General features: G+C 73.7%; 10 protein-coding genes. 3 read left to right on the top strand and 7 right to left on the bottom strand.

Annotated features, from left to right (window positions below; genetic code table 11):
- Positions 1-23: 23 nt before the first annotated feature.
- A complete protein-coding gene (locus DMA15_RS01040; protein WP_125510770.1) occupies positions 24-1,214 on the bottom strand; it encodes a hypothetical protein in 1,191 nt (396 codons plus the stop codon).
- Between the two features lie 466 nt (positions 1,215-1,680).
- Here DMA15_RS01040 and DMA15_RS01045 point away from each other — a divergent pair, with 466 nt between their 5' ends.
- Together DMA15_RS01045 and DMA15_RS01050 are read left to right on the top strand one after the other, a co-directional pair.
- Positions 1,681-2,013 carry an STAS domain-containing protein gene (locus DMA15_RS01045; RefSeq protein ID WP_125510771.1) on the top strand — a complete coding sequence of 111 codons (333 nt, stop codon included), beginning with the start codon at positions 1,681-1,683 and terminating at the stop codon, positions 2,011-2,013.
- 97 nt (positions 2,014-2,110) lie between these two features.
- On the top strand, positions 2,111-2,953 hold the full coding sequence (locus DMA15_RS01050) for a DUF1206 domain-containing protein (RefSeq protein ID WP_125510772.1): 843 nt from the start codon (positions 2,111-2,113) through the stop codon (positions 2,951-2,953).
- 20 nt (positions 2,954-2,973) lie between these two features.
- On the opposite strand, the gene DMA15_RS01055 is transcribed toward DMA15_RS01050, so the two are convergent.
- Positions 2,974-3,909 carry an oxidoreductase gene (locus DMA15_RS01055; protein WP_125510773.1) on the bottom strand — a complete coding sequence of 312 codons (936 nt, stop codon included), beginning with the start codon at positions 3,907-3,909 and terminating at the stop codon, positions 2,974-2,976.
- Positions 3,910-4,014: 105 nt separating this feature from the next.
- Here DMA15_RS01055 and DMA15_RS01060 point away from each other — a divergent pair, with 105 nt between their 5' ends.
- On the top strand, positions 4,015-4,602 hold the full coding sequence (locus DMA15_RS01060) for a TetR family transcriptional regulator (protein WP_125517163.1): 588 nt from the start codon (positions 4,015-4,017) through the stop codon (positions 4,600-4,602).
- A gap of 257 nt (positions 4,603-4,859) precedes the next feature.
- Here DMA15_RS01060 and secD read toward each other — a convergent pair whose 3' ends face one another.
- From secD to DMA15_RS01085, 5 genes are all read right to left on the bottom strand, one after another.
- Positions 4,860-7,298: a protein translocase subunit SecD gene (gene secD, locus DMA15_RS01065; RefSeq protein ID WP_125510774.1), complete on the bottom strand. Its 2,439-nt coding sequence runs from the start codon at positions 7,296-7,298 to the stop codon at positions 4,860-4,862.
- Between the two features lie 91 nt (positions 7,299-7,389).
- Positions 7,390-7,779, bottom strand: a complete 390-nt coding sequence (locus tag DMA15_RS01070; RefSeq protein ID WP_125510775.1) for a hypothetical protein — start codon at positions 7,777-7,779, stop codon at positions 7,390-7,392.
- A gap of 150 nt (positions 7,780-7,929) precedes the next feature.
- Positions 7,930-8,949 (bottom strand): LacI family DNA-binding transcriptional regulator, encoded by a 1,020-nt coding sequence (locus DMA15_RS01075; protein WP_125510776.1) that lies wholly within the window; start codon positions 8,947-8,949, stop codon positions 7,930-7,932.
- A gap of 11 nt (positions 8,950-8,960) precedes the next feature.
- Positions 8,961-9,839, bottom strand: coding sequence for an ROK family protein (locus tag DMA15_RS01080; protein ID WP_125510777.1), 879 nt, complete (start codon positions 9,837-9,839; stop codon positions 8,961-8,963).
- Positions 9,836-11,551, bottom strand: coding sequence for a class I mannose-6-phosphate isomerase (locus tag DMA15_RS01085; protein WP_125510778.1), 1,716 nt, complete (start codon positions 11,549-11,551; stop codon positions 9,836-9,838). The genes DMA15_RS01080 and DMA15_RS01085 overlap by 4 nt, the downstream gene beginning before the upstream one ends.
- Between the last annotated feature and the right edge of the window lie 36 nt (positions 11,552-11,587).

Genomic DNA, 11,587 nt, shown 5'->3' on the forward strand with positions numbered 1-11,587 from the left:
GCCGCCGCCACACGCAGCGGGCGTCAGCCGACCCGCTGCGTGTGGAACTGTTCGAGGCGGCGCTGCGCCAGCGTCAGCGTGCCGCGCTGGCGGCCCGGAACGCGGCGGCGCAGCCTGATCAGGTCGGGGCCGAGGGCGCGGACGGCCTCGGGGTCGCGTACGCGGTCCCAGAGGTGGTGGGCGCGGTCTGCCGCGGCTTCCACCTCGGGTGAGTCGGGGGCCTGCCCGGCGGTGAGGCGGGCGGTGGCCACGGCGAGCCAGGTCTCGCAGCTGCGTGCCGGGTCACCGGCGAACCGCGCGAGGTCCGCGCGGACTTCCATCCAATGGATGACCTCGTTCGAACCCGGACCGTGCATGCGCAGCGCGGTCTGCTCCCAGGAGGCGGCGAGCGCCGCCGCCTCGTCGTGCCGGCCCGCCTCGACGGCCGCGGTGATCGCCGCGTGCGGGTCGGTGTGCGCGTCCTGGGCGCCCGGGGGCGGTCCGGCCGGTCGCGGCGGGGGGTACGCGGCGGGTGGCGCCGTCTCCGGGTGGAGTGGGGTCACATGCGAGCCGAGGGGCGCCGCGTGCGGGTCGAAGGACGTGGCGTGCGGGTCGAGCGCCAGCACCAGGTCCTGGGCGTCCTCGCCGAGGGACTGGGCGGCGGCCTGCTGGTGGAGCTGGGACAGCGCAGGGCGGTGGCCGCTGCGCAGGATGGTGGCGAGCGCCTTCATGTAGGCGGGAGCGGCGGGCGTACGGCGGCGGGCCGGCGGGGCGATGCGGCCGTACAGCGCGACGCCGGGCCCCGCGTCGAGCGGATGCTCGTTCAGGGCCTGCCAGCTCTCGGCGTCGGTGTGCAGGTCGACGATGAGCGTGGTCTCGCCCGCGGGGCGCAGCCGCAGTTCCTGGGTGAACCAGTGCCAGGGGAAGCCCGTGTAGCGCATGGTGGCGGCGGAGGCCCTGGCCAGCGCCAGGTGCACGTTCCGCTGGCGCCGGTCGAGATGGACCTGTCCGATCAGATAGATCGTCAGGGGGCCCGGGGCCATGGCGGCGGCCCGGAGCCGGGTGAGGACGGTCTGCGGGTCCAGCGGGTCAGCCAGTTCCACCACGCTCGCCGTGTCGGTCCCGGCGAGCGCGGCGGGGGAAACCGCCGCGAGCACGGGCAGTACGGAGGCCGCGTCCACGAGCCGGCTCTTGCTGACGGGGGCCGCCGCGATCAGCAGTGCAGTACCGGGCACCGGCCCCTCCCTATCGATCACCACGTCAGCACCGTATCCGCTGCTTGCGCCGGGCACGACAACGAGACGTGGATCCGTACGAATTGCCCGGGCTTCGCAGCGGATCTCGGGGGATCTCGGGGATCTTTGGGGTCTTCAGGAAGCCGTCGTCCGGCGGCCGCCGCGGTGCCTTCCGCGCGATGCCGCGGGAGCCTCCACGTCCGCAATTACGCTACGTAATTGTCGACCTGACGCAGCATCAGGTCGCCGCTTCGCTCAAAGTACCGGCCAGACAAGAGTACGAGCCCTTCTGAGCGGGAAAGATGGACATGGGACCTCGGTGCCGCCCAGCGTTTCGGTGGCGTCCGGCGCGGGTCTCCACACACCGCGCCGCCCTCAATCGACTACTCTCAGTGAAGGAGACGGGACACTGCTGGACTGGGAAACGGGCACCGCCGACTTCACCTTCGGCCTGCATCACCGCGTGGTGAACGGCACCGATGTCCTTGCGTTCTGGGGCGAGCTGGACGCCTGGGCCGACCAGGAGCTCTCCCCCCGTGTGACGGCACTCCTCGACCGGGCCGGCCGTCGGGTCGTCGCGGATCTTCGAAAGGTGACGTTCCTCGACGCCGGCGGCCTGCGGCTGCTGGTGCGTATCCGGCAACAGGTCGCCGCCGGCCAGGGCACCTTGTGGCTCGTCCCCGGCAGCGCGCGCAATTGGCGCGTGCTGCGCATCACCCGTCTCGACCGGACCTTCACGATCCCGGTCGGCGCCCCGCACACGAGCGGGCGGTCGGGCGCGGGCCGCGGGTCGCGCTGATGCCGCCCGGCGGGGATAGCCTGGTCACAGATCCCGTCCGCGGGAGGAAGGACTGCTCAGACCGCATGAAGCGAGCCGTTGGGGGCACTGGGGAGCCATGCATCTGCCTTCGGTGACAGCACGTGGAAAGAACCAGGCGCGACGGGCGGCCAAGGGCCGGACCGTCGCGGCGGTGGCGCGTGCCGGGTTCGTCGGCCGCGGAGTGATCTACCTCCTCATCGGTGCGCTCGCCCTGCGCATCGCCTTCTCCGACGGCGGAGGACGCCAGGCCGACCGCGGCGGTGCCGTGGCGGAACTGGCGGACCGGCCGTTCGGGAACGTACTGCTGTGGCTGCTCGGCATCGCCCTGGCGGGGATGGCGCTGTGGCGGCTCTCGGAAGTCTTCTTCGGGCAGGCGGGGCCGGACGGCGACAAGCCGGGCAAGCGGGCGCTCTCGGGCGTGCGCTTCCTCTTCTACTGCTTCGTGGCGTACTCCATCCTGGCCTACGCGACGGGCGACGAGGGCAGCGGCAGCGGTTCCAGTGACCGGCAGACCAAGGACGTGACGGCGGAGGCCTTCGACTGGCCCGGCGGCAGGTGGATCGTCGCCGCGGCGGGCGCCGCCGTGCTCGTGGCGGGGATCTGGATCGCCGGGCGCGCGGCTCTGCGGAAGTTCCACAAGCGTCTGCGCCTCTCCGAGATGCCGCGCCGGGACCGCCGGATCGTCGACGTCCTCGGCGTCTTCGGCGGCGTGGCCAGGGGCGCGGTCTTCGCCGTCGCCGGCGGCTTCGCCCTCGCCGCCGCGCTGCGGCACAAGCCGGGCCAGGCCAAGGGCATCGACAACACCCTGCGCTCCTTCGCCGACACCGGGGCCGGGCCCTGGCTGCTCGCGCTGATCGCCGTCGGCCTCGGCGCCTTCGGCCTCTTCTCCTGGGCGAACGCGCGCTGGCGCAAGCTCTGACGGGCGCGCGCCCCGCGGGTTCAGACCGACGTGCGGAAGACGTACCGGACGTCGGTCAGCTGTTCCGACACCTCCCACAGCCGACGGCCCGTCTCCGCGTCGCTCGCGCCGGGTGCCAGCGCCACTCGCTGGGGCGCGCCGCGCAGTTCGGCGGGACCGCCGGGGCCGATGAACTCGCCGCCCCGCACGCTCGGATCGGTCGCCGCGTACAGCTGTGAGAGGGCGCCGTCGGCGGGCCGCTGCGCGAACAGCGGGTTGCAGATGCGGCCGAACACCACGCTCCACAGGGCGATCGGGCCGTTCAGCTGCAGATTGGTGGCCGTGTAGCCGGGGTGGGCGAGGACGCTGCGGACGGGGCTGCCGGCCTCGGTGAGGCGCAGGTGCAGCGCGTGGCCGAAGACGGCGTTGGCGAGCTTCGACTGGTTGTAGTAGGCCATGGGCTTGTAGCGGCGCTCGCCGTGGAGGTCGTCGAAGAAGAGGCGGCCCTGCCGGTGGTTGACCGAGCTGACCGTCACCACGCGGGGCTCGCGGCCCGCCCCGAGCAGGTCGAGCAGCTGCCCGGTCAGCGCGAAGTGGCCGAGGTGGTTGGCGGCGAACTGGAGCTCGTAACCCTGCGCGCTCAGCGAGCGGGGCGGCGCCATCACCCCGGCGTTGTTGATGAGCACGTCCAGCCGCGAGTGGTCGGCGCGCATCCCCTCGGCGAAGGCGTGGACCGAGTCGAGATCGGCCAGGTCGAGGTGGCGCACCTCCAGCTTCGCGTCCGGCTGTTCGGCGGTGATCTCCGCGACCGCCCGGCGGCCCTTGTCCTCGTCGCGCACCGCGAGGATCACGTGCGCGCCGCGTCGTGCGAGCGCGCGGGTGGTCGCGAGGCCGAGGCCGCTGTTGGCCCCGGTGACGAGGAACACCCGGTCGCTCTGGTCCGGAATTCGGTCGATGGTCCAGCGCTGCTGCGTCATGCGGCACATGTTGCCCCCAGTGGCACTGAGTGTCAATACGCTACTGAGTGCCGTGCGAGGCATGGCGTGTACGATGAGCGGGTGAGCTACCGCCCTGAAGTGAGCATGGCCGAGCGCAAACGACGGCTCGTCTCGGACGAACTGACCGAATCGGCACTGCAGTTGCTGGCGCTGAAGGGGTTCGACGCGGTCACCATCGACGAGATCGTGACGACGGCCGGGGTCTCCCGGCGCACGTTCTTCCGGTACTTCGCGTCCAAGGAGGACGTGGTCGTCCAGTTCCTGGCCGACATGGGCACGGGTATGCGCGCGGACCTCGCGGAGCGGCCCGCCGACGAGCGGCCTTCGGTGGCGCTCCTGCACGCTGTCCGGGTCCCCCTGGCCACCTGTGCCGCCCACTCCGACCGGGCACTGCGCGTGGTGCAGCTGATCCTGCGCACCCCCGCCCTGCTCGCGCGCTTCCTGGAGCGACAGGCGCAGTGGCGCGGCGACCTGACGCAGGAGCTGGCGGGACGTCTGGGGCTCGATCCCGCGAGGGAGTTGTATCCGCGCCTTGCCGCCGGGATGGCGCTGACCGCCTTCGACGCCGTACTCCAGCGCTGGAGCGACAGCGACGGCGCCGAGGATCCGTCAGCGCTGCTCGACGAGGCCTTCGCGGTGATCGGTCCGGCGCTTGACGGGGTGGAGGGGTAGGGGCTCGCAAGGACGCGGGTGGGCGGGCCCGATGAGCGCCGGAGGGTGTGGGCGGCCCGGGCCTTGGCGGCCGTAGGCGCCGACGTGCCGCCCAGGCCCGGGCGGCCTGAGAGACGCGGTGGGCGGCCCGAGCCTGAGCCGCCGTGGACGCCGGCGCGCGCCCCAGGCCCCGGCCGCCTGAAAGGCCCTGGGCGCAGGCCCGGCCGAAGTGCCAGGCCTGCGCCCCCTTCTTTCTCAGGCGGCTGTCCGCCCCCGGCTCAGACGACCGCCCCCGTCCCTCGCTCCTTCCTCCTCCGCGCCTCCAACGGGCTGTACCCGTCCGGCACTTCGGCCGCGCGGCCGGGACGGCCGGACGGCGGACCGCTCGGGTGTCGCCGTTCGAGGGCGACGGCGATCGGGACGGCCGTGAAGACCGTCGAGGCCATGCCGACCACCACCCCGGCGATCAGCGCCAGGGAGAAGTCGGCTAGCGAGTCGCCGCCGAGCACGGCGAGTGCCGTCAGGATGAACAGCGCGCCCATCCCCGTGTTCACCGTGCGCGGCAGCGTCTGCACGACGGCCCGGTTGGCGTTGGCCGCCAGCTCGCCGCGCGGGTCGCGGCGCCTCCCCTCGCGTACGCGGTCGAAGACGACCACCGTGTCGTTGACCGAGTAGCCGATCACGGTGAGCAGGGCGGCGAGGAAGACGCTGTCGACGGGCTTGCCGAGCCAGGCGAAGAGGCCCACCACCAGCAGCACGTCGTGGACCATCGCGGACACCGCCGCCGCGGCGAGCGTCCACCGGAACCGCACGCTCAGGTAGAGGAGCTGGGCGGCCACCGCGATACCGAGGGCGATGAGCGCCTTCTGGCGCAGTTCGCTGCCGAGGCTCGGGCCGATCAGTTCGTCCCGCTCGACGGTGACGGCGCCGCCCGGCTTCTCCAGGGCGCTCTTGACGCGCTGCTGTTCGTCGTCGGTGAGGCGTTCCGTGCGTACGGTGATGTCGCCGTCCCCCGATTCCTGCACCACGGCGCGCGGGAACCCTGCGTCCGACACGGCGGCACGGGCCGTGTCGGCGTCGACGGGCCTGCTGGTGCTGTACTCGACGAGCCTGCCGCCGGTGAACTCGACGCCGAACTCCAGGCCGCGCAGCACGATCCCCGCGACGGCCACGGCGACCAGGAGGGCGCTGGCGCCGAGCCAGCGGCGCCGGTGGCGCACCAGGTCGGGGTCGCGGCGGGTCAGCCAGGTGCGCACGCGGCCCGTGGACGTGATGCCGGTCAGGGCGGGCCGCTCGCGCACGAAGCGCCGGGCGACGGCGAAGTCGGCGAGTACCCGGGTGATGACCAGCGCGGTGACCATGGACGCGAGGACGCCGACGCTCAAGGTGACGCCGAAGCCCTTGACCGGGCCGGTGGCGAAGAAGAAGAGCAGTCCGGCGGCGAGCAGCGTCGTCACGTTCGAGTCGACGACCGCGCTCCACGCCTTGGCGAAGCCCGTGCGGACGGGCTTCGCCAAATCTGTGGAGCGGACGCCGAGGTACTCCTCCCTGGCCCGTTCGAAGACGAGGACGTTGGCGTCGACGGCCATGCCGATGGCCAGGACGAAGCCGGCGAGGCCGGGCAGGGTCAGGGTCGCCCCGAGCGCGACCAGGGCGGCGTAGGAGATCAGTCCGTAGAGCGCGAGGGCGAGCGCGGCGAGTGCGCCGAGCAGCCGGTAGACGGCGGTGATGAACAGTGCGGTCAGGGTGATGCCGATGAGGGCGGCCTGGGTGCTGGCGGCGATGGCGTCGGCGCCGAGGGTCGGGCCGACGGTCCGCTGTTCGACGACGTCGACGGGGACGGGGAGGGCGCCGCCCTTGACGAGCGCGGCGAGGTCGCGGGCCTCGGACTGGCTGAAGCCGCCGGTGATCTGGGTGGAGCCGCCCGTGATGCCGACGTCGCACCGCACGCCCTCGTTGACACCCGGCGCCGAGATGATCTTGTCGTCGAGGGTGATGGCGACGCGCCGTTCGGGGGCGCCCTGGGGTGCGCAGGCCGCCTTGCCGGTGACGTGCGCCCAGGCGTCGCCCGCCTTGTCGCGGAAGTCGAGCGAGACGATCCAGCCCGAGAGTGCCTGCTGGTCGAGGTGGGCCTCGGCGTCCTTGACGCCCGCGCCGGAGAGCGCGGTGGGGCCGAGGACGAGGTGGTTGCCGGGCCGGTCGGGGTCGGGCAGGGTGCGCGACCCGTCGGCGGCGGGCTTCGCCCGGCCCGGCTCGGGGGACTCCCCCGTCACCGGGTGGACCGTCAGCTGGGCGGTACGGCCGATGACTTCAGCGGCCTTGCGGGGATCTTGTACGCCGGGCAGTTCGACGATGATCCGCTTCTCCCCGGAGCGGGCGAGGCCTGGCTCGGAGACGCCGAGCGCGTCGACGCGCTGCCTGAGTACTTCCAGGGCGCGGTCGGTCGAGGCGGCGTCGGCCTTGACGGTGGGCGAGTCCTTGGTCTCCAGGACGATCTGGGTGCCGCCTCGCAGGTCGAGGCCGAGGCGGGCGGTCTGCGTGAGGGCGATGTAGAGGGAGAGCGCGACGACGCACAGGGCGACGAGGGCGCGCCACAAGGGGGCGCGGGACCTGGACGTACGTGGGTGAACTGTCCGGGGCTGGGTGGTACGGGGGCCGGTTGTACGGGACTTGGGCGTACCTGGCGCGGGCGCACCGGATTTGGGCGCACGGGGCATGGGGTTCTCCACGGATGAGGGCAGGACGGAGGGACGCGTGACCGTGCGGCGCGGTGGGCGCCGGGTCAGGCGTCGGGGGCGGTCTGCGTGCTCATCGGTGGGGCGGGCCTCGGGGGGCGGCGGACTCGGCCGCCTCGTGGGGCTGTGCGCGCGGGGCGGCGGGCCGCGGGTCGGGCCCGCCTGTGGCGCGGTGCGGCGCCGTGTCGACGGCCGTGCGCGGGGGGCCCGCTGGCTGCGGGCCCGGAAGGTGGGCGTCCAGGCGGTGCGCGACGCCGACGCGGAGGGCGGGGGTGTCCTTTGGCCCGCTCTCCTTCCCGGCCTGTGCCGCCACGGTGTGGTGGGTGAGAGGGCCGTCGGCCGGGGTGCCGTACGCGTACGCGGCGGATGGGGCGAAGAGGGCGAGGACGGTGACGAGGAGGGCCGACGCACAGGAGGCGAGGCGCGCGGAACGCTGCTGCCGCGACACGTGTCCCCCCGTCATCCCCGTCCCCTTCATCCGCGCCACCGACCGCCGGGCGCGGCGACCGGGGGCCACCTGCTCACCGGCCACGCGCGGCATGCCCCGCCTCACTCAACGTACGGCTGCCACGGCTGGTTCCGCCCCTCGCCGACGGGCTCGACCGCCGTAACCTCAACCCCCGTACTCCACCAAGCTGGTGGGGAGCACGAGGTGGCGGGGCGGCGTCGGGGAACCTCCCGCTCGCACCCGGGACGCGAGCAGGCGGCCCGCCGCGCGGCCCAGTTCGTCGCTGTCGTACGCGACGAGCGTGAGCGGCAGGCCCAGCGCGTCGGCCAGTTCGAAGTCGTCGAAGCCCGCAAGGGCCACCTCCGCCTCACCAGCGGCGCGGTGGGCGCGGATCGCCCGGAACACCCCTATCGTGTTGCGGTTGTTGGAGCAGAACAGCGCGGTGGGCGCCTCGGGCAGGGCGAGGAGTTCCGTGGCGGCGCGCGTGGCCTCACGGGGTTCCGTCTGGCCCTGGCGGATGAGGCGGGTGTCGGCGGTGAGGCCCGCGTCGGCCAGGGCGGCCGCGTAGCCGCGCAGGCGTTCGGTGCCGGTGTGCACGGCGGGCGGTGAGCCGAGGAAGCCGATCCGGCGGTGTCCGCGTTCCAGGAGGCGGGCCGTGGCCGCGTGGGCGCCGCCGAAGTCGTCGACCAGGACGCAGTCGGCCGCGAAGCCCTCGGGCGGGCGGCTGGCGAGGACCACCGGCACCCCTTCGGCCGCCGCCGCGGCGAGATGGCGCTGGTCGGCGCCGGCGGGCACGGCGATGATGCCGTCGACACGGCGGGCCACGAGATCGGCCACCAACTCCCTCTCGGCGTGCGGGTCCTGGCCGGTGTTGCCGATGACCGTCTTGAGGCCGTCCTGGACGAGGACGGAGTCGACGCCGAGGGCGAGGCGTGAGTAGAAGGGGTTGGCGAGGTTGGTGACGACGAGTCCGACGAGGCCGGTGCCGCGGCCCAGCCTGAGGCTGCGGGCCACCTCGTTGGGGCGGTAGCCGAGCGCGGCGGCCGCCGCCCGCACCCGCTCTCGGGTGGCGGGCAGCACCTGTGGGTCGTCGCGCAGCACGCGGGACGCCGTCATGGCGCTGACTCCCGCGCGTTCGGCGACGTCCCGCAGGGTGGGCTGGCCGCCCCGTCTGCTCTGTTCCATGTCGTTCCGCCTCAGGTCACGGCCGCCACGTGCGCCGCCGTCCCGATCAGTGCCGCGTCCTCGCCGAGTGCCGCGCGGCGCAGCGCCACCGCGGTGCCGCCGAGGCCCGCGCGCAGGGCCGGCCGGATCAGGTCCCACGAGGATGCCATGGCGCCGCCGACGACGAGGGCCGTCGCGTCGAAGTCGCGCAGGTGCGGGGCGAGGACGGCGCCCAGGGTCGTGAAGGCCTCGTCGAGGACCTGGCGTGCCCGCCGCTCCCCCGCCCTCGCCCGCGCGGCTACCTCGCGTACGTCGAGGCGGACGTCCAGGGGTGCCGTCGGGTCATCGCCGCCGTAGCGCGCCAGGATCGCTCGTCGCGACACGGAGTCCTCCAGCGGTCTGCCGCCCGCCTTGAGGAGGTCGACGCGGCCTTGCGGCGGCACGCCCGGGCCTTCGCGCCGCACCTCGCCGTCGACGCCGAAGGCCGAGCCGACCCCCGAACCCAGGGTGATGCCGACGCAGCGGCGGTGGCCGCGCGCGGCGCCCGCGCGCCACTCGCCGAGCAGGAAGGCGTGGGCGTCGTTCAGGAAGACCGTGTCGGCGGGGCGCGGCCACACCCCGTCCAGGAGCACCGACCGCACGTCGATGCCGTACAGGTCGTCGAACTTGCCCACGGCCTCGTAGCGGGCGATGCCCTTGTCGTAGTCGAAGGGGCCGGGGACCGCCACGCCCCACACCTGTCCGGCGGGTGTCTCCAGGGCGCCCGCGCAGCGCACCACCGCGCCGAGGATCTGTTCGGCGGTGCCCCGGGCGTCGAGCGGCCGTCGCGCGCGTCGGGTGACGGTCGCGGTGTCCGGGTCCGCGAGGGCCGCGGTCACATGGGTGCCGCCGATCTCCAGGACGGGCCTCATGAGTCGCCGCGGGACGGGGCCGGACGCACCAGGGCCTTGACGACCTTGACCGTGCGGGTGCCGATCGCCGCGAGGCGGTAGGGGCCGACCGCGGCGGGCACCGTCAGCGTCTCGGCGTAGGAGAGGGTGTGCCGCTCCCCCGCGGCCGTGTGCAGCATGACGCCCTCGCCCTCCACCACGTTGAGGACGTGGAAGCGGCCCGCCGTGTCGTCGTCGACCTCCGCGTCCGCCCCGCCGTCCAGGACATGGCGCCGCACCTCGTAGAACATCTCGTCGAGGGCGCCGAGGAGTTCCTCGCGCCAGCCCTCGCCGCGCCGCAGCGTGCGCGGCTCCTGGACGAGGTCGCGTATGACGGTGTCGCCGCGCCGCTCGGTCTCCAGGTTGGCGAGGCCGTGTTCGTAAGGGAGCGGGCGGGGTTCGCCGTCGGCGTCGGGGCGCAGCCAGTCGTAGAAGCGCAGGGAGTAGAGGTAGGGGGTGGCGCTGATCTCCAGGACGAGGTTTCCGGCGCCACTGGCGTGCGGGGTGCCTGCCGGGATCATGAAGAGGCGGCCCTGTTCGGCGGGGAAGGTCATGACGTGGTCCTCGGGGTCCATCGGCACCCCGTCGTGCGCGGCCTCCTCGATCTCCTTGCGGAAGCGGTCCGGGTCGGCGTCGTCGCGCAGGCCGAGGAAGACGCGGGTGTCCGGGCCGCCGAGGGTCAGGTAGTACGTCTCGTGCTGGGTGTAGGGCCAGCCGAACCGTTCCCGCATGTACGGCTCCTTGGGGTGGCAGTGCACCGAGAGGTTGCCGCCGCCCAGCGTGTCGAGGTAGTCGAAGCGGATCGGGAAGGAGGTGCCGAAGCCCGCGCTGACCTCGGGGCCGAGCAGGGCGTCCGGGTGCAGGACGCAGAGCAGTTGGAAGGGGATCTCGGCCTGTTGGCGCGGGTGGGTGCCGATGAGGACGCCCGATTCGGGGGCGATGAGTTCGTAGCCGAGGGCGGTGTTGCGGGCTCCGGGGTTGAAGCCGAGTACATCCTGGGCCCAATGCCCGCCCCAGGGCGTGGAGTTGAAGTACGGGCGGGTGCGTACGGGGCGTCGGCTGAGGTCGGCGAGGGTGGCGCGCAGTCCGTCGCCGTCGATGTAGGTGGGGTTGTCGTGGTCCTGTGTGTCGAGCCAGCCGTCGACGCGGGGTGCGAGGGCGTCGCGGTGGCGGTCGAGCATGGGCCAGTCGATGTAGAAGAGGCGCCTCAAGTCGCCCTTGTCGTACGGCAGTCCGAGGTTGCGGCCGATGCCCATGTTCATGGCCGCCTCGGCGTGGCGCTTGGGCAGGTCGGCGTACCAGAGCAGGTCGTGCGGGAGGAGCGAGGCGCCGGGTCCGTGCACGAGCAGCAGCTCCCCGGTCGAGGGGCGCGGCGGTCGGGGGAGGTCGTCGAAGAGGTCGCGCAGGGGATTCTGCGCGAGCCGGCAGTAGTAGGGGTCGTCGGTGGTGTCGGTGCGGTGGCGCACGGCCGCGGGCGGGGCGTGGTGGGCGCGCAGGTCCAGGGCCCGCATGGTGGTGCCGAGCGCGGCCAGCTCCTCGGTCAGGCGGGCGGCGAGGCGCTCCCAGTCGACGGTGGGCGGGCCTTCCACGGCGACGGTGGCGGGGCCTTGGGGCAGGCGCGCGGCGACGGCCCGCCAGCCGGTGGCGAGGACGGCCCCCGGTGCCGGGGCGTAGCGCGGGTCGAGCCGGTACACACGTTCTCCTTCGTGCGGGCGTACAAGAACTGCGGT

The organism is Streptomyces sp. WAC 01529 (genome assembly GCF_003945545.1).
Taxonomy (GTDB): Bacteria; Actinomycetota; Actinomycetes; order Streptomycetales; family Streptomycetaceae; genus Streptomyces; species Streptomyces anatolicus.